This is a genomic window from Umezawaea sp. NPDC059074 (genome assembly GCF_042738955.1).
GTDB lineage: Bacteria > Actinomycetota > Actinomycetes > Mycobacteriales > Pseudonocardiaceae > Umezawaea.
The window spans coordinates 1-22,669 of sequence record NZ_JBHYHC010000004.1 but is presented as its reverse complement, the minus strand read 5'-3'; the positions used below and the strand labels follow the sequence as shown (position 1 = coordinate 22,669).

At 71.1% G+C, this 22,669-nt stretch carries 21 protein-coding genes and 1 riboswitch; of the genes, 8 read left to right on the top strand and 13 right to left on the bottom strand.

Annotated features, from left to right (window positions below; genetic code table 11):
• Positions 1–24 precede the first annotated feature (24 nt).
• Positions 25–2,190 carry an RNA polymerase recycling motor ATPase HelR gene (gene helR / locus ACFWW9_RS02930; RefSeq protein ID WP_390370765.1) on the bottom strand — a complete coding sequence of 722 codons (2,166 nt, stop codon included), beginning with the start codon at positions 2,188–2,190 and terminating at the stop codon, positions 25–27.
• 50 nt (positions 2,191–2,240) lie between these two features.
• The gene (locus ACFWW9_RS02925) at positions 2,241–3,464 is read right to left on the bottom strand and encodes a glycosyltransferase (RefSeq protein ID WP_390370762.1); all 1,224 of its coding nucleotides are present in this window, start codon (positions 3,462–3,464) and stop codon (positions 2,241–2,243) included.
• 259 nt (positions 3,465–3,723) lie between these two features.
• On the opposite strand from ACFWW9_RS02925, the gene ACFWW9_RS02920 reads away from it, so the two are divergent.
• Complete coding sequence (locus ACFWW9_RS02920; RefSeq protein ID WP_390370761.1) at positions 3,724–4,125, top strand: YciI family protein; 402 nt, start codon at positions 3,724–3,726, stop codon at positions 4,123–4,125.
• Positions 4,122–5,330 (top strand): RNA polymerase sigma factor, encoded by a 1,209-nt coding sequence (locus tag ACFWW9_RS02915; protein WP_390370760.1) that lies wholly within the window; start codon positions 4,122–4,124, stop codon positions 5,328–5,330. The genes ACFWW9_RS02920 and ACFWW9_RS02915 overlap by 4 nt, the downstream gene beginning before the upstream one ends.
• A 1-nt stretch (position 5,331) precedes the next feature.
• Here the strand turns inward: ACFWW9_RS02915 and ACFWW9_RS02910 are convergent, their stop codons facing one another.
• From ACFWW9_RS02910 to rnhA, 3 genes are read right to left on the bottom strand one after another with little or no spacing between them, the layout of a single operon-like run.
• Positions 5,332–5,982: a VOC family protein gene (locus ACFWW9_RS02910; RefSeq protein WP_390370759.1), complete on the bottom strand. Its 651-nt coding sequence runs from the start codon at positions 5,980–5,982 to the stop codon at positions 5,332–5,334.
• Between the two features lie 38 nt (positions 5,983–6,020).
• Positions 6,021–6,854: an alpha/beta fold hydrolase gene (locus ACFWW9_RS02905; protein WP_390370758.1), complete on the bottom strand. Its 834-nt coding sequence runs from the start codon at positions 6,852–6,854 to the stop codon at positions 6,021–6,023.
• 42 nt (positions 6,855–6,896) lie between these two features.
• Positions 6,897–7,382 carry a ribonuclease HI gene (rnhA, locus tag ACFWW9_RS02900; RefSeq protein WP_390370756.1) on the bottom strand — a complete coding sequence of 162 codons (486 nt, stop codon included), beginning with the start codon at positions 7,380–7,382 and terminating at the stop codon, positions 6,897–6,899.
• Positions 7,383–7,419: 37 nt separating this feature from the next.
• Positions 7,420–7,498, top strand: a riboswitch (S-adenosyl-L-homocysteine riboswitch).
• Positions 7,499–7,521: 23 nt separating this feature from the next.
• Between rnhA and metH the strand changes: the two genes are divergently transcribed.
• Positions 7,522–11,109 (top strand): methionine synthase, encoded by a 3,588-nt coding sequence (gene metH / locus ACFWW9_RS02895; RefSeq protein WP_390370977.1) that lies wholly within the window; start codon positions 7,522–7,524, stop codon positions 11,107–11,109.
• A gap of 116 nt (positions 11,110–11,225) precedes the next feature.
• On the opposite strand, the gene ACFWW9_RS02890 is transcribed toward metH, so the two are convergent.
• The 5 genes from ACFWW9_RS02890 to ACFWW9_RS02870 all read right to left on the bottom strand — a co-directional run bounded on the left by ACFWW9_RS02890 (position 11,226) and on the right by ACFWW9_RS02870 (position 16,276).
• Positions 11,226–11,729 (bottom strand): Uma2 family endonuclease, encoded by a 504-nt coding sequence (locus tag ACFWW9_RS02890; RefSeq protein WP_390370755.1) that lies wholly within the window; start codon positions 11,727–11,729, stop codon positions 11,226–11,228.
• Between the two features lie 421 nt (positions 11,730–12,150).
• On the bottom strand, positions 12,151–12,369 hold the full coding sequence (locus tag ACFWW9_RS02885; protein WP_390370754.1) for a zinc finger protein: 219 nt from the start codon (positions 12,367–12,369) through the stop codon (positions 12,151–12,153).
• A 68-nt stretch (positions 12,370–12,437) separates the two neighbouring features.
• Positions 12,438–13,811: a hypothetical protein gene (locus ACFWW9_RS02880; RefSeq protein WP_390370752.1), complete on the bottom strand. Its 1,374-nt coding sequence runs from the start codon at positions 13,809–13,811 to the stop codon at positions 12,438–12,440.
• Positions 13,812–13,921: 110 nt separating this feature from the next.
• The gene (gene ligD, locus ACFWW9_RS02875) at positions 13,922–14,890 is read right to left on the bottom strand and encodes a non-homologous end-joining DNA ligase (protein ID WP_390370751.1); all 969 of its coding nucleotides are present in this window, start codon (positions 14,888–14,890) and stop codon (positions 13,922–13,924) included.
• Positions 14,891–14,911: 21 nt separating this feature from the next.
• The gene (locus ACFWW9_RS02870; RefSeq protein WP_390370750.1) at positions 14,912–16,276 is read right to left on the bottom strand and encodes a PLP-dependent aminotransferase family protein; all 1,365 of its coding nucleotides are present in this window, start codon (positions 16,274–16,276) and stop codon (positions 14,912–14,914) included.
• A gap of 46 nt (positions 16,277–16,322) precedes the next feature.
• On the opposite strand from ACFWW9_RS02870, the gene ACFWW9_RS02865 reads away from it, so the two are divergent.
• Positions 16,323–16,775, top strand: a complete 453-nt coding sequence (locus tag ACFWW9_RS02865) for a carboxymuconolactone decarboxylase family protein (protein WP_390370748.1) — start codon at positions 16,323–16,325, stop codon at positions 16,773–16,775.
• Positions 16,776–16,989: 214 nt separating this feature from the next.
• On the opposite strand, the gene ACFWW9_RS02860 is transcribed toward ACFWW9_RS02865, so the two are convergent.
• Positions 16,990–18,159: an epoxide hydrolase family protein gene (locus ACFWW9_RS02860; RefSeq protein ID WP_390370747.1), complete on the bottom strand. Its 1,170-nt coding sequence runs from the start codon at positions 18,157–18,159 to the stop codon at positions 16,990–16,992.
• A gap of 62 nt (positions 18,160–18,221) precedes the next feature.
• Between ACFWW9_RS02860 and ACFWW9_RS02855 the strand changes: the two genes are divergently transcribed.
• Complete coding sequence (locus tag ACFWW9_RS02855; protein WP_390370746.1) at positions 18,222–18,767, top strand: CGNR zinc finger domain-containing protein; 546 nt, start codon at positions 18,222–18,224, stop codon at positions 18,765–18,767.
• Positions 18,764–19,777 carry a DUF4037 domain-containing protein gene (locus tag ACFWW9_RS02850; RefSeq protein ID WP_390370745.1) on the top strand — a complete coding sequence of 338 codons (1,014 nt, stop codon included), beginning with the start codon at positions 18,764–18,766 and terminating at the stop codon, positions 19,775–19,777. Before ACFWW9_RS02855 ends, ACFWW9_RS02850 begins: the two co-directional genes overlap by 4 nt.
• On the opposite strand, the gene ACFWW9_RS02845 is transcribed toward ACFWW9_RS02850, so the two are convergent.
• Together ACFWW9_RS02845 and ACFWW9_RS02840 are read right to left on the bottom strand one after the other, a co-directional pair.
• Entirely contained in the window at positions 19,778–20,728 is a 951-nt protein-coding gene (locus tag ACFWW9_RS02845; protein WP_390370744.1) for a DNA polymerase domain-containing protein, read from the bottom strand. It lies immediately after the preceding gene.
• Positions 20,725–21,777: a hypothetical protein gene (locus tag ACFWW9_RS02840; RefSeq protein ID WP_390370743.1), complete on the bottom strand. Its 1,053-nt coding sequence runs from the start codon at positions 21,775–21,777 to the stop codon at positions 20,725–20,727. The genes ACFWW9_RS02845 and ACFWW9_RS02840 overlap by 4 nt, the downstream gene beginning before the upstream one ends.
• Positions 21,778–21,854: 77 nt before the next feature.
• Here ACFWW9_RS02840 and ACFWW9_RS02835 point away from each other — a divergent pair, with 77 nt between their 5' ends.
• Positions 21,855–22,379, top strand: coding sequence for a MauE/DoxX family redox-associated membrane protein (locus tag ACFWW9_RS02835; RefSeq protein ID WP_390370742.1), 525 nt, complete (start codon positions 21,855–21,857; stop codon positions 22,377–22,379).
• A 19-nt stretch (positions 22,380–22,398) separates the two neighbouring features.
• Positions 22,399–22,669: hypothetical protein (locus ACFWW9_RS02830; RefSeq protein WP_390370741.1), on the top strand; the 271-nt coding region annotated here is incomplete at its 3' end.

Here is a 22,669-nt window from a genome sequence, read left to right as displayed (position 1 = left end):
GCCGGTCAACCACCGTGAACCGGCCTAGACCTCGACCAGTCCCGCCAGGGCCTTCGGCAGCTGGCCTTGGTGGAGGACGCCGAGGCGTTGGGTGGCGCGGGTGAGGGCGACGTACAGTTCGGCCGCGCCGCGGGGGCCGTCGGCGAGGATGCGTTCCGGGTCCACGACCAGGACCGCGTCGAACTCCAGGCCCTTCGTCTCCGACGCGGGCACCGTGCCCGGCACGCCGGGTGGGCCGATGACCAGGCTGGTGCCCTCGCGGTCCGCTTCGGCGCGGACGAACTCCTCGATCGCGGCGGGCAGGTCGGCGGGACCGACCTGCCTCGACCACGGCTGGACGCCGCACGCGCGGACCGACTCCGGTGGCTGGACGCCCGGCGCGAAGTCGGCGAGCACCTCGGCGGCGACCGCCATGATCTCCGCCGGGGTGCGGTAGTTCACCGTCAGCGACCGGTACACCCAGCGGCCGGGCACGTACCGGTCGAGCATCGCGGCCCACGACGTCGCGCCCGCCTCCGACCGGCGCTGGGCCAGGTCGCCCACGACCGTGAAGGAGCGGCCGGGACAGCGGCGCATCAGCACGCGCCAGTCCATTTCGGACAGTTCCTGGGCCTCGTCGACGACGACGTGCCGGTAGGTCCAGTCGCGGTCCGCGGTGGCGCGTTCGACCAGCGTGCGCGTGTCGTGCTCGACGAACCGCTCGGCCAGGTCCTCGGCGTACAGCAGGTCCGTGGCGTACAGGTGGTCCTCGTCGTCCATCGAGTCCTGGCGGCCGACGAGGCTGTCCAGCACGGCGGCGGCGTGCTCGGCCGCGATCTTCCGCTCCCGCTCGGCCGCCCGGTCGTCGGACTGGTCGCGGCCCAGCAGGTCGACCAGCTCGTCGAGCAGCGGCACGTCCGACACCGTCCACGCGCTGCCCTCGGCCCGCAGCAACGCCTGGTCCGCACCGGCCGCGCGCAGCCGTTCGGGGGACGTGTAAAGCCCCTCCAGCAACGTTTCCGGCGTCAGCAGCGGCCAGAGGTCGTCGAGCGCGGCGGTGAACTTCTCGTCCGCCGCCAGTTCCGCGAGCAGCTGCTTGCGCGTCTGCTCCCACGCCGTGCGGTCCGACCGGGACAGCCAGCCCTTGCCGATCCGGGTCATCGTCCGCTCGGTCAGCACGTAGGTGACGATCTCGGTGAACACCGACCGGGCCTCGTTGTGCGGCTGCCCGCTCTGCCGCGCCTCGTCCCTGGCCCACTCCGCGGTGGCGGCGTCGATCCGGGCGGTCACGCCCCCGAGTTCCACCTCCACCGGCACCTCCGGCAGCCGCTGCCGGTCGGCGACGGCGGCCTTGAGCACGTCCAGGATCTTCAACGACCCCTTGAGCCGCACCGCCTCCGGCGTGTCCTCGGCCGTCGTCCGCAGACCGGGCACGAGGTCGCCGGTGGTCGAGAACACCACGTCGGACTCGCCCAACGACGGCAGCACGCGGCCGATGTGGTTCAGGAACGCCGGGTTCGGCCCGACGACGAGCACGCCGTGCCGTTCCATCCGCTCCCGCTGCGTGTACAGCAGGTACGCCACGCGGTGCAGCGCCACCACGGTCTTCCCGGTGCCCGGCCCACCCTCGATCACCAGCACGCCGGGGTGGTCGAGCCGGATGATCTCGTCCTGCTCGGCCTGGATCGTCGCCACGATGTCGCGCATGCCCTCGCCACGCGGCGCGTTGACCGCCGCGAGCAGCGCCGCGTCACCGCCTGCCGAGCTGTCCGGACGGCCGAGCACCTCGTCGGTGAAGTCGACGACCTGCCGTCCCCGCGTGTGGAACTGGCGGCGTCGCCGCATGTTCTCCGGCGACGCCCCGGTGGCGGTGTAGAACGGGCGGGACGCGGGCGCCCGCCAGTCCAGCAGCACCGGCTCGTAGTCGTTCTCCTCGTCGAACAGGCCGATCCGGCCGATGTAGGAGCGCTCGCCGGTCAGCGTGTCCAACCGGCCGAAGCACAGCCCGTTGCTGCCGAAGTCCAGCCGCTTCAACTCCTTGGCCGACGCGCGCACCTGGTCGTCGCGCTCCATCGGCGTCCCGCCGGTGCCCCCGAGCGCCGAGGTGTACTCGCCCTTCACCCGCGCGCGGTCGGCGTCGAGCCTCGTGTAGAGCCCGGCGACGTACTCGCGCTCGGACCGCAGTTCCTCTTCGTACCCCTGAGTCGACACAGGCCCCTCACAACGTTGAACGACGATCGAGTCCGGCGACCCCGCGCGGCTCACGCGGGCTGCCCTTCTCGTGTGACGGTGTCGACCAGCAGCCGCGCGGCCACCGCCGCCCCGTCGGTGCGGATCGTGCCGGCCACGGTCGCGGCCCGCTCACGCGTCCCCGGCGACAGGGCCGTCCGGAGGGCGGAAGTCAGGGAAGCGGCGGTCGGCGTCGGCCCGTCGTGCGCCACGCCGACGCCCAGGTCGGCCACCCGGCCCGCCCAGTACGGCTGGTCCGCGAGCTGCGGCACCACCACTTGGGGCACGCCCGCCCGCGTGGCCGTGGTCGTGGTGCCCGCGCCGCCGTGGTGCACGACGGCGGCCACCCGGCCGAACAGCGCCTGCTGGTTGACCTCGCCGACGACGAAGCAGTCGTCGAGGCCGTCGACCGCGTCCAGCCCGGCCCAGCCGCGCTGCACGACCACGCGGCGGCCCACTGCCCGGACCGCCGCGACGGCGACCGCGGCCACGTCCGCCGACCCGTGCATCGGCATGCTGCCGAACCCCACGAACACCGGCCGCTCCCCGGCGTCCAGGAACGCCACCAGGTCGGCGGGCAGCGGGCGTTCGTACGGCAGGATCCACGCCCCGGTCTGCACCACGTCGAAGTACGCGGGCTCGCGCCACGGGTCGAGCACCGGGTCCGTCGCCAGCCACGGCCGGTCGCCCAGCACGTAGTGGCGGACGTCGGCCACCGGCGGCAGGCCGTTCGCGGCCCGGTTGGAGTTGAGCGCCTCGCCGAACAGCGCGTTGACCGTCAGCGCGTCCAGGTCCCACAGCACCTGGCTGTCCGTCTCGTCCGCGGGCAGCGACCTGCCCGGATACGCCAGCGGCCGGTGGTGCGGCGACGGCAGCGTGAGCTGCTGGAACGTCACCGACACCGCCCGGACGCCCACCTTCTCCGCGACCGACAGCGCGCCCGCCACCGTGGGCAGCACGCCGGTCACCACCATCGCGTCGCACTCCCGCGCCACCTCGGTGACCACCTCGAACTGGTCGGCGATCAACGCCGCCGCGCGTTCGGGCAGCCCCGACGGCGGTGGCGCCGACCTCGTCAGCTCGCTCGCCGACGGGCCGAACGGCACCAGCGGCACGCCGACGCCCGCCAGTCGTTCGGCGAAGTCCGGCGGCGCGCACATCACCACCTCAACGCCGAGGGCCCGCAGTTCCACCGCGAGGCCCATCAGCGGCTCGACGTCCCCCCGAGATCCGTACGTCGACAACAACACTCGCACTCGGCGACTCCCCGTTTCCCCTGGTACCAGGCTTAGGACGGAGATTGTGCGGCACAGACGGGGCCTTGCCGCAAGCCCCCCGGTGCGCTATAAGTTGAACATGGAGAGGAGTGTTCACCCCTCCTCCCGGCCCCCGGAATGGCGGTCCGCGTGAATCCGTCGGAAAATCCGCCCGTCCCGATGTAGAGAACCCGTCGTGTGGTCCGTCCTTCTGGTGACGGCGCCGACACCGGCGCGGCGGAGCGCGAGGAGAACCACCATGCCGAAGTTCATGCTGCTGATGAGCTACGGGAAGATCGAGGGTGTGGAGCCGATCACCAGCTGGGCTCCCGGTGACATCAAGGCGCACATCGACTTCCAGCAGGCGCTCGGCCAGGAGTTGACCGACAAGGGCGAACTGGTCGACGCCCAGGGCCTCGCCGGTCCCGAGGTCGCGAAGATCGTGGTGTTCAAGGGCGAGGGCGCGCCGGTCGTGACGGACGGGCCGTTCCCGGAGTCGAAGGAGTTCCTCGCGGGCTACTGGACGGTCGACGTGGAGACGCTGGACCGCGCGCTGGAGATCGCCGCGCAGGCGTCCGCGGCGCCCGGCCCCGGCGGTGCGCCGATCGGCCAGGAGATCGAGGTGCGCGAGGTGATGAGCGCGCCCAGCGTCGAGCAGTGACCGCCCGCGTGGAGGACCTGCTGCGCAAGGTCGCGCCGCAGGTCCTCGGCGTGGTGGTGCGCCGGTTCGGCGACTTCGCCGCCGCCGAGGACGCCGTGCAGGAGGCGCTGCTGGCCGCGGCGCTGCACTGGCCGGTCGACGGCGTGCCGGACAACCCGCGCGGCTGGCTGGTGCAGGCCGCCGTGCGGCGGATGACCGACCAGTTCCGCAGCGACCAGGCCCGACGCCGCCGCGAGGACGTGGCAGCGGCGCTCGAACCGCCGCCCGCCGACGTGGCCGACCGCGACGACACCCTGGTCCTGCTGTTCCTGTGCTGCCACCCCGCGCTGACCTCGGCGTCCGCGATCGCGTTGACGCTGCGCGCGGTCGCGGGCCTGACGACCGCCGAGATCGCCAACGCGTTCCTGGTCCCCGAGGCCACGATGGCGCAGCGCATCAGCCGCGCCAAGCAGCGCGTGAAGGCCTCCGGGGTCCCGTTCGCGATGCCCGTGGGCGACGAGCGCGCACCCCGCCTGCGCTCGGTGCTGCACGTCCTCTACCTGCTGTTCAACGAGGGCTACACCAGCAGCATCGGCCACGAGCTGCACCGCGGCGAACTCTCCACCGAGGCCATCCGTCTCACGCGAGCCGTCCACGCCGTCCTACCGGACGACGGCGAGGTCGCGGGCCTGCTCGCGCTTATGCTCCTCACCGACGCCCGCCGCCCCGCCCGCACCGCACCGGACGGCTCCTTGATCTCGTTGGAGGACCAGGACCGCACGCTCTGGGACCACGAGCGGATCGTCGAGGGCGTCGCACTGGTCACCAGCGCCCTGTCGAAGGGCCTCGTGGGCGAGTACCAGCTCCAGGCCGCCATCGCCGCCGTCCACGACGACGCCGCCCACGCGTCCGACACCGACTGGCCGGAGATCCTCGGCCTGTACGGGCTGCTGGAACGGATGACCGGCAACCCCATGGTGGCCCTGAACCGCGCCGTCGCCGTGGCGATGGTCCACGGCCCGCACCTCGGCCTGAAACTCCTGGACGCCGTCGCCGACCGCCTGGAAGGCCACTACCGCCTGGACGCCGTCCGCGCCCACCTGCACGAGATGGCCGGGGACGTGGCGTCGGCCATCACCCACTACCGCGCGGCGGCCGCCCGGACGGCGAGCACGCCGGAGCGGAACTACCTGGTGATGCGGGCGGCGAGGCTGGGGGAGGGGTGACTCAGTCGCGGCCCACCCAGGTCGCGACGCAGGCCTCGTTGCCCTCGGCGTCGGCCAGTACCCACCACATCGGGGCGTGGGTGTCGCTGACGACGTGGCCGCCCGCGGCGACCGCCGCCGCCACGCGGTCCTCGGCCAGGTCGTGGGGGACGGCGACGTCGATGTGGAGGCGGTTGCGCTCGTCGCGTGGAGCGCCCATCTCCTGGAACCAGAAGCACGGGCCGCGGCCCTGCGGGTCGACCAGGTCCTCGGGGCCGAGGTCCTGGTAGCCGAGGACGGCTCGCCAGAACGGGCGGACCTCGAAGCCGACCAAGGCGTCGATGGTGACCTGGACGGTCTTCACGGCGCTCGGGTCGGGGGTGAGGCCGAGGGAGCGGGCCGCCAGGGAGATCTCCTGGGCGAGGGTGATGTCGTGTTCGGCGAACCCGCCCGCGGTGGCCGCGGGGAGGGACACGGTCACGCCGTCGGAGCGCAGGTCGACGTCCGGGGCGTGGTCCAGTTCGGCGGCCAGTTCGCCGATCGCGATCACCAGGTCGAGGCCCTGGGCGAAGGAACCGGCGCGGAAGTGGGCGCACGCGGCGGCGAACACGACCCGCCAGTCGCGCACGCCGTCGGAGGCGTGGAACTGCTCCGGTGTGATCCGCTCGGTCATGTCACCACCCCGGATCGAGGGTAACGGCGGCGACCGCGTCAGCGCAGGAAAGTCGCCAGGGTCGTGGTGACCCACGCCGGGTCGTCGAGCCACGGGAAGTGGCCGCCGGTCGGCAGGGTGTGGAGGGTCGCGGTGGGGAACAGGGCGGCGTACTCGGCGATGACACGGGCGGGGGTCGCCATGTCCTTCCCGCCCGCGACCACCAGCACCTCGGCGGTCAACGCGGTGAGCGCCGCGCGGGTGGCGGGCGGGTCGAAGGCGCCTTCGGCGACGTAGGCCGCGGCGGCCTCGGGGTGGCGGCGGTCGGCCGCGTGGTGGGCACGGGCCGCGTCGTCCCAGCGGCCGTAGGTGAACGGGACGATGGCCTCCCAGTCGTCCGGCCCGGCCTGGCCCGCGGTGATGCGGTCGAGCGCCGCCGACACCGCCTCGAACGACGGCTCGTCGGCCCGGTGGAGCATCACGGCGCGGCGGTCGTCGGCGGTGGCCGCGAGACCGAGGGCGAAGGTGCTCGGCGTGAGCAGCACGAGCCGCCCGATCCGCGACGGGTGGCGGGTCGCGTGCAGGACGGCGAGGTTCGCGCCCGCGGAGTGGCCCAGCAGGTCCATCCGGTCGAGGCCGAGGTGCTCGCGCAGCGCCTCCACGTCGTCGACTTGGCGGTCGCAGCGGTAGGACGCGGGGTCGGCGGGCGTGCCGGACCCGCCGGTGCCGCGCAGGTCGAGGCGGATCAGCGTCCGGTGCGCGGACAGGCCGCCGAGGTCGCCGAGGTACTCCGAGTCGAGCATCGGGCCACCCGGAAGGCACACCATCGGCGGCCCCTCGCCGAGGGCGGTGTACGCGAGTTCGACGCCGTCACGGGCCGGGAAGGTGGGCATCGGCGGATCATCGCAGCGGCGTCCCGGCCGGACAATCGACTTTCAGCGGGCCGCTGACCGGTAGGTCGCCGGGTCGTGGCCCGCCTCGCGGAGCGCCTCCTCCAGGCCGCGCAGCGCGAGCCGGTCGGCGTGCTCGTTGCCCGGATCCCCGGCGTGCCCCTTCACCCAGTGCCACTCGACCGTGTGACGTTGCACGGCCTTCTCCAGCAGCACCCAGAGGTCCGCGTTCTTCACCGGCTGCTTCGCCGCGGTGCGCCAGCCGTTGGCCTTCCACTTCGGCAGCCACTCCAGGATGCCGTTGCGGACGTACGTGCTGTCGGTGAACAGCCGCACGGTCACGGGCCGCTTGAGGTGGTCCAACGCCCGGATCGGGGCGGTCAGCTCCATCCGGTTGTTCGTGGTCTCGGTCGCCTCGCCGCCGCACAGCTCCTTCTCGTGCGCGCCGTACCGCAGCACCGCGCCCCACCCTCCCGGTCCGGGGTTGGTCCAGCAGGCGCCGTCGGTGTAGATGTCCACGATCTGGTCCACGGCCGCAATCTACCGCCGTTTCCGGTAATCTCGGCCGCGGGTCGAGAGGCGCTGCAACGGACCACAGGTCCGCCACGCTCGTTCCCGCTTCCGGTCAGCAAGGGCGCCTCCACCCCTGTGGAGGCTGCCCGTGAGCGACCTGCGTGACCTGCTGGATCGGCGTATCGCGGTCCTCGACGGCGCCTGGGGCACCATGCTCCAGGGCGCGGGACTGACCGAGGCCGATTACAAGGCGGACCGGTTCCAGAACCACACGCACGACGTGACCGGCGACCCCGACCTGCTGAACCTCACCCGGCCGGACGTCATCCTCGACGTGCACCGGCAGTACCTCGCCGCGGGCGCGGACATCACGACGACGAACACCTTCACCGCCACCAGCATCGGCCAAGCCGACTACGGCCTCCAGGGCCTGGTGCGGGAGATGAACGTGGCGGGCGCGCGGCTCGCCCGCCAGGCCGCGGACGAGTTCGGCGGCCGGTTCGTCGCGGGCTCGATCGGCCCGCTCAACGTCACGCTGTCGCTGTCGCCGCGGGTCGAGGACCCGGCGTACCGCGCCGTGTCGTTCGACCAGGTCCGCGACACCTACGCCGAGCAGATCTCCGCGCTCGTCGAGGGCGGCGTCGACCTGCTGCTGATCGAGACGATCTTCGACACGCTCAACGCGAAGGCCGCCATCGCCGCGGCCCGCGAGGTCGCGCCGGACCTGCCGCTGTGGATCTCGGTGACCATCGTGGACCTCTCCGGGCGCACGCTGTCCGGCCAGACGGTCGAGGCGTTCTGGAGCGCGATCGAGCACGCGAAGCCGTTGGTGGTCGGCGTGAACTGCTCGCTGGGCGCCGAGGAGATGAGGCCGCACGTCGCCGAGCTGGCGCGCTTCGCGGACACCTACACGGCGTGCCACCCCAACGCCGGCCTGCCCAACGCGTTCGGCGGCTACGACGAGACGCCGGAGCAGACCGCCGCGCTGCTCAAGGACTTCGCCGAGCAGGGCATGGTCAACATCGCGGGCGGCTGCTGCGGCACGTCCCCCGCGCACATCGAGAAGATCGCCCAGGCCGTGGCGGGGCTCGCGCCGCGGGTCGTGCCCGCGTCACCGGAGCGCACCCGGTTCAGCGGCCTGGAGCCGTTCGCGATCGGCCCGGACACCGGGTTCGTGATGATCGGCGAGCGCACGAACGTGACGGGCTCGGCGAAGTTCCGCCGCCTCATCGAGGGCGACAACCACCAGGCGGCCGTGGACGTGGCGCTGGAGCAGGTGCGCGGCGGCGCGAACCTCCTCGACGTCAACATGGACGCCGACCTGCTCGACAGCGAGCAGGCGATGACCACGTTCCTCAACCTCATCGCGACCGAGCCCGAGGTCGCGCGCATCCCCGTGATGATCGACAGCTCGCGGTGGTCCGTGCTCGAAGCGGGCCTGAAGTGCGTGCAGGGCAAGGGGGTCGTGAACTCCATCAGCCTCAAGGAGGGCGAGGAGCCCTTCCTGGAGCAGGCCCGGCGCATCCGCGACTACGGCGCGGGCGTGGTCGTGATGGCGTTCGACGAGCAGGGCCAGGCCGACACGACCGAGCGCAAGGTGTCGATCTGCGGCCGCGCGTACGACCTGTTGACGCAGCAGGCCGGGTTCCCGCCCGAGGACATCGTGTTCGACCCGAACGTCCTCGCGGTCGCGACCGGCATCGCCGAGCACAACGGGTACGCCAAGGCGTTCATCGACGCGCTGCCGCTGATCAAGCAGCGGTGTCCCGGCGTGCACATCAGCGGCGGCATCTCGAACCTGTCGTTCTCCTTCCGCGGCAACGACGTCGTGCGCGAGGCCATGCACTCGGCGTTCCTATTCCACGCCGTGCAGGTCGGCTTGGACATGGGCATCGTCAACGCCGGCCAGCTCGCGGTCTACCAGGACATCCCGGCTGACCTGCTGGAACTGGTCGAGGACGTGCTGTTCGACCGCCGCGAGGACGCGACCGACCGGCTGGTGACGTTCGCCGAGACCGTCAGCGGCTCGGGCACCAAGCGCGTGGTCGACCTGGCGTGGCGCGAGGCGTCCGTGCAGGACCGGCTCGCGCACGCGCTGGTGCACGGCATCGTCGACTTCATCGAGGCCGACACCGAGGAGGCGCGGCTGATCATGGACCGGCCCCTCCAGGTGATCGAGGGGCCGCTGATGGACGGCATGAAGATCGTCGGCGACCTGTTCGGCGCGGGCAAGATGTTCCTGCCGCAGGTGGTGAAGAGCGCGCGCGTGATGAAGCGCTCGGTCGCGTACCTGGAGCCGTTCATGGAGGCGGAGAAGGAACTCGCGCGCCAGGAGGGCCGGGTCGAGGTCAGCCGCGGGCAGGGCAAGGTCGTGCTCGCCACGGTCAAGGGCGACGTGCACGACATCGGCAAGAACATCGTCGGCGTCGTGCTGGGCTGCAACAACTACGAGGTGATCGACCTCGGCGTGATGGTGCCCGCCTCCGTCATCCTGGACACCGCGGTCGCCGAGAACGCCGACGCCGTCGGCCTTTCCGGGCTGATCACGCCGTCGCTGGACGAGATGGTCACCGTCGCCAAGGAGATGGAGCGCCGCGGCCTGAAGCTGCCGCTGCTCATCGGCGGCGCGACCACGTCCCGCCAGCACACCGCCGTCCGCATCGCGCCCGCGTACGAGCACACCACCGTCCACGTGCTCGACGCGTCACGGGTCGTCGGCGTGGTCTCGGACCTGCTGGACGACGAGCGCGCCGAGGCGCTGGCCGTCAGCAACCGCTCGGACCAGGCGGTCCTGCGGGAGCAGCACGAGAACAAGAAGCGCCAGCCCATGCTGTCGCTGGCGGAGGCCCGCGCGAACCGCGAGGTCGTGGAGTTCGGCGAGCTGCCCGTGCCCGCCTTCACCGGTCTGCGTCTCGTGGAACCCGACCTGCCCGCGCTGCGCGCCATGATCGACTGGCAGTTCCTGTTCCTGGCGTGGGAGCTGAAGGGCAAGTACCCGGCGATCCTCGACCAGCCCGTGGCGCGCGAGCTGTTCGACGACGCGAACACGCTGCTGGACCAGATCATCGCGAACGGCTCGTTCCAGGCCCGCGGCGCGTACGGCTACTGGCCCGCGCACTCGGACGGTGACGACATCGTCCTGGACAACGGCGTCCACTTCCCGATGCTGCGCCAGCAGACCGTGAAGCCCCTGAGCCGCCCGAACCGCTGCCTGTCCGACTACATCGCCCCGTCCGGCGACCACATCGGCGGCTTCGCCGTGGCGATCCACGGCGCGGAAACCCTTGCGGCGCACTACGAATCGCTGCAAGACGACTACCGGGCCATCATGGTGAAGGCCTTGGCCGACCGCCTGGCCGAGGCGTTCGCCGAGTACATCCACCTGGAAGCCCGCCGCAACTGGTTCGAGCCCGACGCGCAGCCGCTCCTGGAGGACCTGCACGCGGAGCGCTTCCGCGGCATCCGCCCGGCCCTGGGCTACCCGGCGTCCCCGGACCACAGCGAGAAGGTCGAACTGTTCGACCTGCTGGACGCCAAGTCGTTGGGGATGGGCCTGACGACGTCGTTCGCGATGACCCCGGCGGCCAGCGTGAGCGGCCTGATCTTCGCCCACGAGGCGTCGCGGTACTTCACCGTCGCCCGCCTGGGCAAGGACCAGATCGAGGACTACGCCGTGCGGCGCGGGATGCCGGTCGACGAGGTCGAACGCTGGCTGCGCCCCAACCTGTCCTACGAACCCAAGTGAGCTGACGCCCGCCGCGCAATCCCCTCAACCTGACGCCAGTAGGGGTGGCCATCACCCGGCAGGGCTGCCCGGCGTGCGGCGCCGGGATGCCCCCAGGGGATGGCGCGGTGGTCGGTTCAGGGGGACGGGTGGCTGGAGACCAGGGAGGCGGCGGTGATGCGGAGCTTGAACGGCTCGGAGAGGAACACCTCCTCGTCACCGACGGACAGCGCCACCTCCTCGTAGACGCCGTCGCGCAGCGCGAGGCAACGCAGGTGGGGTTCCTCGGTGTCGACGAGCCAGTAGTTGGGGCAGCCCGCCTGCTGGAGCCGGGCGCGTTTGAGTTCCAGGTCGACGAGACGGGTGCTCTTGGAGTGGACCTCGACGGCGAGCACGGGCGGGCCCATGAGGGCGCGGGTGGTGAAGGCCGTCCGGTAGCCGATCACGATGTCGGGGATGAACACCGTGTCCTCGGCGAGGACCACGTCGAGGGGCGCGGGGAGGACTTCCATGTCGTCGGGGCACTCGGCGGTGAGCGCGACCAGCAGTCTCGCGACTGCGCGCTGGTGCACCGGGCGGGGTGACGGGCTCACGATGAGCACCCCGTCCGACAGTTCGTAGCGGTGCCCGTCATCTGGCATCGACTCCAGGTCAACCCTAGTCAGCGGCCTGCCGCTGGTGAACGCGGGAATATGTCCCATCGTGAGCGCCCTTCGTGGACATTTCCACTGTCGATGCGAGGAGCCGGTGGTAGCCATTAGACCGGACTTGCCGCCACCGCACGACCTGACGCACTCGGATGGCCGATCGGCGCGACCGCGGCGCGGAGGAGTCGTTCGTCTCGGTCGCCCACGGCGACGTGCCCTTGGCCCGGTCGGATCAGTCTGCACGACCATTGGGGTGAGGGTGGGGGGTAAGGCTGATTCCAGACGACGATTCGGTAAATTCTTTGCGCGCAGCGCAACATCGCCGCCTGTGCGCGGTGACAGCAGCATAGCCGGAACGTGGTCCCCGAGGGAACAACCGGTGACCAGCGTCTCGGAAGTCGTTGTGGGACAACGACTACGTCTGCCGGTGCCGACTCGGGATGCCTTCGGCCACCCGCCACTGCTCGTCGCACGTGGCGCACTCGGGCCAACAGCCGTCGGGCCACGCCGGGGGCGGTTCCGCCGGGATGTCGAGGGGCAGGCCGCACAACGTCAGGGCGTGGTCGCCGGGGCCCAGCGCCACGGTCACGGCGTGGCGGTTCCCGTCGTGGGGGATCCACCGGTACGGGCGCATCGGATTCCTCCGATCTGGTCGGGAAAAGAGGACCGCCGGGGGCGTGCGGGCCCCCGGCGGTCGCGGTCCTAGGGCGCGATTCCCTTGACGCCCTGCCACTCCCACAGCAGCGACTGCAACGGGGTCAGCGCGGGCCAGTGGGTGCCGCCGGGGCGGGCGTTCACCCGTGACGCGTAGGACTTCGGGGTGTACGTCGGGTTGAAGAAGCACCCCTTGCCGTACTTGGCGTCGTTGGCCGGGCAGGCCGCCGCGACGGACGCCGGGGTGGGCTTGCGGCCGGTGCGCTCCCACGTCGCCAACGCCTTCAGCGCGCTCGCGTACTCGGAGTCGCTGAGGGCGCTGTGCTCGGTCTCGGTGGTGAACGTCTGCACCAGGTTCTGCCGCCACCCCAGCGAGGCCCGGTACGCCGCCTCGTGCTCCACGAACGCCGTCGGGTCGCCGATGGCGTGCATCGTCAGCACCGGGACGTTCACCGTGCCGGTGATGTCGCTGTCGTACGACAGGTCGCGGGCGGCCGACGGGTCGGCGGAGAACCGCTCCACGCCGGCGTTCAGGGCGGCGTCGTCGTGCGACCCGGAGTAGCGGACACCCTTGTTGCTGAACGGGTTCCGGTCGCCGAGCCGGTTGTGGACGATGTCGCGGAACGTGAACGTCGCGAAGTTCAGGTGCGACGCCAGCGCGCTCTCCACGATGTGCGTGACCCCGAGGATGTCGTCCAGGTTCCGCTGCTGCGCGGGCGTCCGGGTCGCCGGGGTCGTGAGGCCGGTGCACTCGTCCAGCCGCGCCCGCAGGCCCGCGCTGGTCATCGTGGAGTCCGGCCGCAACCCCTGCCACAGCGGGTACTGCGGCTCGGTCGGCCTCGGGTGGTTGCCGCAGTAGTACTGGTAGACCACGCGCAGGTCCACGCGGTAGTCGTAGCCGCGCGACCCGCCCGCCAGCACGCCGCTGGTGAGCAGCACGGCGTCGTAGGAGAACGGGTACAGCTCGGCGGTCTTGGCCGCCACGTTCCCGCCCCACGACTGGCCGTGCAGGAACGTCTTGCGCGGCTTGCCGAACTTGGCGATGACCAGCTTGCGCAGGTTCTCGGTGTCGGCGGCCGCCATGCGCGTGCCGTACCCGCCGCGCCGGTAGGACGACCCGGCCCACAGGTAGCCCTCGCGGACCATGACCGACCAGCGGGTCAGGTCGTCGGTCGTGCGGGCGGGCGTGGGAGCGCCGAGATCGGGTCCGCCGTGCGAGTGCACGACCAGGGAGCCGTTCCACGCCTTGGGCATGGCGATCGTGTAGTAAGCGCCGTTGACGTCCTGGCCGCCGTAGCAGGTGGTGTCCGCGGGCAGCGCCGTCGGGCAGGCGGTGACCTCCGGGCCTGTCGCGGCGGACGCGGGGGAGGCGAGACCCAGGGCGAGAACGACGCCCAGTGCTCCGGCCAGTGCGGCTCTCACAGGAGGACCTCCTCGTGACTCGGGCGCCTCGTCGCGCCGTCGCGCACATGGTCGACCTCCGCGACCGCCGGGGTCCACGGTGAGGCGCAAAACTTGGGGTTCGTCTGACGTCAGTCCTCGGCGCCGCCGGGATCGGCGGCCCCGTCCCGCTCGTCGCGCTCGGCCCACTCCAGCAGCGGGGCCAGCGAGAACGGCGCGTCGTCGATGCCCGCGTGCAGGTCGCCGAGCGCCGCGAACCGCGCGGGCACCGTGGCGATCGTGAAGTCCCGCGGGTCCACTTCGTCCACTTCGTCCCACCCGATCGGGGTGGACACGGTCCCCTCGGCCTTGCCGCGCACCGAGTACGCGGCGGCGATCGTGTGGTCGCGGGCGTTCTGGTTGTAGTCCACGAACAGCTTCCGCGGGTCGCGGTCCTTGCGCCACCACGTGGTCGTCACGTCGTCCGGCGTCCGCCGCTCCACCTCGCGGGCGAACGCCAGCGCGGCCCGCCGCACGTCCGCGAACCCCCACTCCGGCCGGATCCGCACGTACACGTGCAGCCCCGCGCCACCGGACGTCTTCGGCCACCCGACCGCGCCCAGCTCGTCCAGCACCTCGTGCGCGACGTGCGCGACCCGCCGCACCGTCGCGAAGTCGCAGTCCGGCATCGGGTCCAGGTCGATCCGCCACTCGTCGGGCTTCTCGGTGTCCGCGCGCCGCGAGTTCCACGGGTGGAACTCCACGGCTGACATCTGCACCGACCACACCACGTCCGCCAGGTGCGTCACGCACAGCTCGTCCGCGTGCCGGTTGTAGCGCGGGAACTTCACCCGCACCGTCTGCACCCACGGCGGCGCCCCGTGCGGCAGCCGCTTCTGGTGCACCTTCTCCCCGTCCACGCCGTCCGGGAACCGGTGCGTCATGCACGGCCGCTCGCGCAGCGCCCGCACGATCCCCTCACCGACGCCCAGGTAGTACCGGGCCAGGTCGAGCTTCGTCTCACCGCGCGCGGAGAAGTACACGCGGTCCGGGTTGGAGATCCGCACGGTCCGGTCGCCGACTTCCAGCTCCACCGCCGGAGACCCGCTCTTGCCAGCCATGCCGGTCAACCTAACCCGGATTCAGCCGGTCAGCTCGCGCAGAACGGCCAGCAGCGCCTCCAGCGCCCCCGCGAACGCGGCCTTCGACGACGCCCCGTAACCGACGACCACCCCACCGCGCCGCCGCTCCTGGTCCATCCACAACGGGCTCAGCGCCTCCACGCGAAGCGAGTGACGCCCCGCCACCGAGGCCAGCGAGGCCTCCGCGTCCAGCGACAACGGCACGACCAGGTGCAACCCCGCCGAGATCCCGCTCACCGGCAGCCCGGCGGGCAACGCGGCGACCAGCCGATCCCGCCGGGACCGGTACTCCACCCTCGACCGCCGCACGTGCCGGTCGTACGCACCGGACGAGATCAACTCCGCGAGCACCAGCTGGTCCACCGTCGGAGGCCGAGCCCCACTGCTCTCCACGGCCGCCACCACCGGCTCGACCAGCCGCCCCGGCAGCACCAACCACGCCAACCGCAACGAGGGCGCCAACGTCTTGCTGGCCGTCCCCGCGTACACGACCTGCTCCGGCGCCAACGCCTGCAACGCCCCGACCCGCTGCCGGTCGAACCGGAACTCCCCGTCGTAGTCGTCCTCGACCACCACCGCCCCGGACCGCACCAACGCCGTCCGCCGGGCAGGAGCCAACGTCACCCCCAGCGGAAAGTGGTGCGCGGGCGTGACGACAACAGCCGGACTGTCCAGTTCGGACACCCGCACCCCATCGCCATCCACCGGAACCCCGACCACCCGCTGCCCAGCCCCGGCCGCGAGATCACGGAACCGCGCGTACGACGGATCCTCGAACGCCATCGACGACAACCCCAGGTCCACCAACACCCGCCCCAACACCGTGATGGCGTGCGTGAACCCGGCACACACCACGATCCGCCGAGGATCAGCCCGCACCCCCCGACTACGCCCGAGGTAAACGGCCAGCGTCTCCCGCAGCACAGCCGAGCCTGCCGGATCCCCGTAGTCGAACACCTCGTGAGGCGCCCGCTGCACCACCCGCTTGGTAGCCGCCAACCACTGCTCACGCGGAAAGAGCGACGGGTCAGGCCGTCCGGGCTCCAGCGTCCACCGAGGCGCACCGACCACCGGAATCCGAGCCGGCTCAACCAGCAACTCGCCCCCACCGTCCGCCACCCGAGTAGGCGCACCCTGACTCGTGACCAGATACCCCTCAGCGGCCAGATCGGCATAAACCCTGGTCACCGTCCCACGAGCAACCCCAAGATCATGAGCCAACGCCCGAGTCGACGGCACCACGACCCCAGCCCGCCACCGCCCGTCCCGAATGGCCTTCCGCACAGCCTCAGCCAGCCCCCGCCGCCCACCACCGGGCACCCAATCAAGGTGAGCGTCCACCGAACTGGCCCACGATCCCGTCATGGAACTGGACCATACGCGTGGACCAGTTCGGTCTATCGTCGAAGACGTGTCCCAGCGAATCCAAATGAGCCCAGGCCTGGCAGGCCCCTACAAAGCCATGATCGCCCTGGAAGGCGAGGTAGTCCGCGCCGCAAGGGAAAGCGGCCTGGAGAAGCCGCTGCTGGAGCTCGTCAAGATCAGAGCGTCCCAACTCAACGGCTGCGCCTTCTGCCTGGACATGCACACCAGGGACGCCATCAAGGGCGGTGAAACCCTACGCCGCATCTTCGTCCTGAACGCCTGGCGCGAAACAGAACTCTTCACCCCACAAGAACGCGCAGCCCTGGAAGTCACGGAAGCGGTAACCCAACTCTCCACCACCAGGGACCTGCCAGACGACATCTACGACCGGGCAACAGCAGTCTTCACCGAACAGCAGTACCAATCACTGATCTGGGCAGTAGTGGCAATCAACGCCTGGAACCGCCTAGCAGTCCCCAGCCACGCCCTCCTGCCCTAACAACCCGCGCCCCCAATACAAGCGGACGCACCCAACCAGCCCACCGCCCGAACAGACCCCTCCCTGCACCCCGATCCGAAGCGCCTTCGCACTCCTTCCGCTTTGTCAAGGCATCTTTCCCGCCTTGACAAAGCGGAAGGAGTGTTGAAATAATTGCGCGAGCGGGGTGTAGGGCAGAACCTCGCGCCCCGGCAACCGCATCGGACTCTCGGCGCTAGACCAGCCCCCGATACGGCCGAAAGAACTCCCGCAGCTCAGCCGCGTACAACTCCGGCTCCTCGAACGCCGCGAAGTGCCCACCCCGGTCGACTTCACTCACCCAAGCAAGGTTCGTAGTCCGCTCCAAATAAGCCCGAGGCGGCGTAAGAAACTCCCGAGCGAACAACGAGAACCCCGACGGCACCTCCACCCGCCTCCCGTACTCCTCCGCCGAGATCCCAGCGTTGGCCCGGTACATCCGCATGGCCGACCCAATGGTCCCGGTCACCCAGTAGATCATCACGTTCGTCAAGATCTCGTCCTTGGTGAAGCTCTTCTCCACATCCCCACCGCAGTCGCTCCACGCCCGCATCTTCTCCAGGATCCACGCCGCCAACCCCACCGGCGAATCGCTCAACCCGAACGCCACCGTCTGCGGCCGAGTCACCTGCATCGCCGCGAACGCCCCCTCCGTCCGACTCCACGCAGGCCAAGCGGCAAACCACTCCCGCTCTTCCTCCGTCAACGCCGCCAGATCCCCACCAAAAGCAGGCAACCCAGGATCCGTCCGATGCACCGCCACCACCCGCTCGGGATGATCCAAAGCCAGGAACCGACTCACCTGCCCCCCGACATCCCCACCGGCCGCCCCAAACCGCTCATACCCCAGCGTCCGCATCAACGACGCCCACATCCCCGCCACCGCACGGGAATCAAGCGGCGCACCGCCAGGCCGATCCGAATACCCGTACCCGGGCATGTCCGGCACGACCACGTCGAACGCATCCGCCGGATCACCCCCGTACGCGCCGGGATCGGTCAGCATCGGGATCACCTTCGAGAACCGCCAGAACGAATCCGGCCACCCGTGGCTGAGCACCAACGGCATCGCACTCCACGGCGGTGCAACAGCCTTCGCGTGCACGAAGTGAATCCCCACCCCGTCCACGGAAGCCCGGAACCGCGGCAACTCCCCGAGCGCCGCTTCCCGCGCCTCCCAGTCGAACCCGTCGATCCAGTACTCGACGAGTTCACGCAGGTAGCCAAGATCAGTGCCAAGCGACCATCCAGCGTCTTCAGGCGCATCCGGCCACCGCGTCATCCGCAGTCGCGTACGCAGGTCCTCCATCACGTCCGGGGCGGTCCGAGGGGCAAACGGCACGGGGTCTTTCCCACTGTTCGACACCAGCAAAAGCTATAGCCGGTGTCGCAACCCTGTCAACACCAGTATCCGGCTACACTGGTGTCATGCCCGGAGCGGACCTCACCCTGGTCGAGCAGTTCCTCAACACCCTCGACACCCGCACGTTCACCTGGCACGGCCGGAAACAAGTCCCCACCGACCAGCTCACCTCTCCAGAGGCCTTGGCCACCTGGCTGCACGACCACGACCTCCTCCCCGAGAACCACCACCTGGGCCCCTCCGACCTGACCACCGCCCTCACCCTCCGCACAGCCCTACGAGCCGCCCTCGCCGACTCCGACGACACGAAAGCCGTGCAGGCACTGGCGAACTTCCCCCTGCACCTGACCCCGGACCCCGACGGCCACCTGCGCCTCACCGCCACCAGCGAGGTCCCCGGCCTGGACGTCATCGTCGAAACGGTCGCCACGAGCGTGGCCGGCTCCGGCTGGCACCGGCTGAAGCTGTGCTCCTCCCCGGAGTGCCGCTGGGCCTTCTACGACACCTCCCGCAACGGCGGCGGCCGCTGGTGCCGGATGGTGGCGTGCGGCAACCGCACCAAGACCCGCGCCTACCGCGCCCGCACGAACGCCGACCAGGACGCGAGTTGACGTTCGTCCGCGGCCTCGAACTGTCACGCCGCTTCTACCGCGAGGCCGTGGAACCGTTGCTGAGCAAGCACTTCGGCGACCTGCCACACAGCGCGGCGCGCATCGGCCCAGGATCGGAGGTCGTCGGGTTCGACACGGCCCGCTCGACCGACCACGACTGGGGCCCGCGCGTGCAGCTGTTCGTGGAGTCGGCGGCCCCCGAGATCACCACGATGCTGTCGCACCACCTGCCGAAGACGTTCCTCGGCTACCCCACGCACTTCGCGGGCGACGGCCCGGTGCTGGTCATGGCGGAGACCGACGGCCCGGTGCGCCACCGGGTCGACGTCCTCCCGTTCGGCCGGTGGGCCGACGACCACCTCGGGTTCGACCCCCGCGAGCCGGTCGCCCTGACCGACTGGCTGGGCACACCCACCCAGGCCTTGGCGGAAGCAACCGCGGGCGCGGTGTTCCACGACGGCCTCGGCGACCTGGCGGCGGCACGGGCCAGGCTGCGCTGGTACCCGGACGACGTGTGGCGGTACGTGCTGGCGTGCCAGTGGCGGCGGATCTCCCAGGAGGAGGCGTTCGTCGGCCGGTGTGGCGAGGTCGGCGACGAGCTGGGGTCGGCCGTCGTGGCGGCTCGGCTGGTGCGCGACCTGATGCGCCTCTGCCTGCTGCTGGACCGCCGCTATCCGTTGTACAGCAAGTGGTTGGGCAGCCAGTTCGCCGCGCTGACCGAGCGGCCGAACCTCCGGCCGGTGCTGGCCGCGACCGGCTGGCACGACCGCGAACGCCACCTCGCCCGCGCCTACGAGTTCGTCGCGTCCTGGCAGAACGACCTCGGGCTCGCGGCCCCGGTCGACCCGACCACCCGCCCGTACCACGACCGCCCGTTTCGGGTGCTGCACGCGGAGCGGTTCGCGGACGCCCTGCGGGCCGCCATCACCGACCCGGAGGTCGCCGCGCTGTCCTGGCGGGGCGCGGTCGACCAGCACGTCGACAACACCGACGCCCTGATCGACCGGTGACTACTCCTCGCGCCGGGCCTTGGCCCGCCGCTTGCCCTCGTGCATCGCCTGCACGCGGGCGACCGGGATGGTGTGGCCCTCGGCGACCAGGTCGTCCGGCAGCTTCTGCGGCGCGGGCATCGACTCGGCCCACGGGTCGCGGTCGCCGAGCAGCGCGGCGGCCGTGCGGAGGGTGAAGTCGGCGGGGGACACCCGGTCCAGGTCGTCCCACGCCAGCGGGAACGACACCGGCGCGCCCGGCCGCAGCCGAGGGCTGTACGCGGCGGCGACGGTCGCGCCGCCCGCGCGGGTCGAGTCCAGGAACACCTTGCCGTGCCGGTCCTCCACGATGAACGCCGTCGTCGCCACGTCCGGGTCCAGCCGCTCGGCCCGCGCGGCGAGCGCCCGGCACGCCGCGGCCACGTCGTCCGACGGCAGGTCGGTGATCGGCACGAACACGTGCACGCCCTTGGCCCCGCTGGTCTTCACCGCGCCTTCCAGACCGGAGTCCGTCAACGCCTGCCGCACGAGGTGCGCGGCCCGCACGGCCAAGTGGAAGGCGTCCTCCTCCGGCGGGTCGAGGTCGAGCACCAGGTGCGTCGGGTGGTTCCACTGGTCGCGCGGGTACAGCGTCGGGTGGTACTCGACGGCCCGCTGGTTCGCGAACCACAGCAGGGTGCGCTTGTCGTCGCACACGCCGTAGGAGATCTCCCGCTTGGACGCCTCGGCCCAGATCGGCTGCCTGCGCACCCACTCCGGCGTGTACTTCGGCAGGTTCTTCTGCATGAACGGCGCCTGCCCCGGCCGGACCCGCATCACCGACAGCGGCCGGTCGGCCAGCACCGGGACGATCTTGTCCGCCACCGCGTCCAGGTAGTCGACGAGGTCCCGCTTGGTCGCCTCGGACCCGTCGAACAACGGCTGGTCCAGGTTGGTCAGCGCGACGCCGTCCCGTTCCTCCGAGGTGCTCATCGGCCCACCTTCCCCGCCCCGGCCGCGTCCGGCAACTCCCAGGCCAGGTCGAGTTCGGCGGTCGGGTAGCGCGTGTGGCGCCCGGCGCGCGCCAACTGCTCGTAGTACGGCGTGACGACGTCGGCGACCGGGCGGTAGCGCCGCACGAGCGCGGCGGCGGCCTCCGGGAGCGGGTCGAGGTTCCGGCCGACCCAGCCGAGCAGGTGCGTGACCGTGTAGCAGCGGTCGTAGTTGTGGTGCGCGGCGAAGAACTCCGCCTCGGCAGGGGAAAGGGCGAAGCGCGAGCTGATCGCCAGCCCGAAATCGGCGAAGTAGAGCCGCTCACCGTCGGTCAGCAGGTTGTCGAAGTGCGCGTCGAAGTGCAGCACCCCCTTCGACCCGAGGAACTCCACGCCCGCGCGCAGCTCACGGTGCACGAAGTCGACGGCCTCACCGGACCGCTGCTCCAACAGCCACTCGTGCACGGTTTGCGGCACGAACTCCAGGAACAGCACCAACTGCGCGGACGCCCGCCGCAGCGCCTCCAGCCGCGCCCGCACCCCGTCCGACCCGCCCCAGTAGGCGATCGTCCGCTCCAGGTCGTCGACCGCGGGCGACGACCCCGGCAGCACCCGCCAGTGGTGCAGCAGCGGAAACCCGCCGTGCTCACCGCCGAGCACCCACTCGGTGGTCATCTCGTGCGCGGCCAACTCCCGCCACGCCCCGAACCCCGCCGACCCGACCCCGTACTGGTAGAACGTCGGCAGCCCGAACAGGTTCGCCGTCGACCGGGGGTGCTCCAGCTCCAGGTCCGTCACCGGCACCTTCTTCACGAACACCCGAACGCCCTCGACGTCGAGCACGGCGGACGACCCACCGATCCCCGCCCCCAACGACGTGGCCCCGTCCAGCACCACCGCCAACGCCCGGTCGTCCAGCCTGCCCAACGCCTCGGCCACGGCGTGGTGCGCGGTCACCCGCATCGCTTCCCCCAGCCTCGCGTCCGACACCTCGTCGGGCTTCAGCTTGCCGTAGGCGTCGTGCCGGCCGGAACGAAGGGACCACTGCATACGCGGATGTATCTCTCCGCTATGCGGCGACCTGGTTGGGTTTCCGTGTCGTCGACACTCCAGGGCGGGTTAGGGATATGCACTACGTCGGACTGTCCTGCCGCTGCCTCGTCGGTGTCGTGTTCCTGATCTCCTTCGCGTCCAAGATCACGCCGACGTCGTTCGGGGCTTTCGTCGCGTCGCTGAAAGCGATGCGGATCTTGCCCGAACGCTTGGTGAGGGCGTCCGCCCTGGGAGTGGTCTGCGCCGAGTTCGCCGTTTTCGCCTTGCTCACGTGGACGTCCAGCGCGCGGGCGGGCGCACTGCTGGCGGCAGTGCTGGTCGGTGTCTTCTCCGCCGCCATCGCGGTCGCGCTGGTGGGGAAAACGGCCGCACCGTGCCGGTGCTTCGGTCCGGTCGGCGGGCAGTTGGGCGTCCGGCACATCGCGCGCAACGCGCTTCTCCTGCTCGCCGCGTGCGTCGTGGCGCGTCATGGGGCGATCCCACCCGCGGAACCCGCTGTCGCTGTGGCAGCCGCGGGCGCGGGCGTGGTCGGGGCTCTGTTGTTGATCGGGTTCGACCTCGTGGTCGAGCTGTTCGGCCCGTCGCGCTCGGCGGCGTGAGTACTGGAGGGGGACTGCCATGGCACATCTGATCGGGTTGGTCGTCGTCGGCTTGATGGGAATCTTTAACCTGCTGCTCGCCTACGGGCTGGTTCGCAGGACGCGCGACCACGCTGAGCTGCTCGCGCGGCTGTCGGACGTGGCAGGAGGTCGGTCGAGCGCAGGCGCGATCGCCGACGTGGGCACCAGGGTGTCGACCTTCCGCTCGAGGACGGAGGACGGCGAGGTGGTCGATCGAGACCGGCTGTCGGCGTGGACGCTGGTCGGGTTCTTCTCTACGGGCTGCTCGC

Excerpts from the sequence above, each read along its gene's own strand:
- ACFWW9_RS02920 (WP_390370761.1), top strand. The coding sequence starts at position 3,724 with ATGCCGAAGTTCATGCTGCTGATGAGCTACGGGAAGATCGAGGGTGTG.
- ACFWW9_RS02910 (WP_390370759.1), bottom strand. The coding sequence starts at position 5,982 with ATGACCGAGCGGATCACACCGGAGCAGTTCCACGCCTCCGACGGCGTG.
- ACFWW9_RS02905 (WP_390370758.1), bottom strand. The coding sequence starts at position 6,854 with ATGCCCACCTTCCCGGCCCGTGACGGCGTCGAACTCGCGTACACCGCC.
- ACFWW9_RS02890 (WP_390370755.1), bottom strand. The coding sequence starts at position 11,729 with ATGCCAGATGACGGGCACCGCTACGAACTGTCGGACGGGGTGCTCATC.
- ACFWW9_RS02885 (WP_390370754.1), bottom strand. The coding sequence starts at position 12,369 with ATGCGCCCGTACCGGTGGATCCCCCACGACGGGAACCGCCACGCCGTG.
- ligD (WP_390370751.1), bottom strand. The coding sequence starts at position 14,890 with ATGGCTGGCAAGAGCGGGTCTCCGGCGGTGGAGCTGGAAGTCGGCGAC.
- ACFWW9_RS02870 (WP_390370750.1), bottom strand. The coding sequence starts at position 16,276 with ATGACGGGATCGTGGGCCAGTTCGGTGGACGCTCACCTTGATTGGGTG.
- ACFWW9_RS02855 (WP_390370746.1), top strand. The coding sequence starts at position 18,222 with ATGCCCGGAGCGGACCTCACCCTGGTCGAGCAGTTCCTCAACACCCTC.
- ACFWW9_RS02845 (WP_390370744.1), bottom strand. The coding sequence starts at position 20,728 with ATGAGCACCTCGGAGGAACGGGACGGCGTCGCGCTGACCAACCTGGAC.
- ACFWW9_RS02840 (WP_390370743.1), bottom strand. The coding sequence starts at position 21,777 with ATGCAGTGGTCCCTTCGTTCCGGCCGGCACGACGCCTACGGCAAGCTG.
- ACFWW9_RS02835 (WP_390370742.1), top strand. The coding sequence starts at position 21,855 with ATGCACTACGTCGGACTGTCCTGCCGCTGCCTCGTCGGTGTCGTGTTC.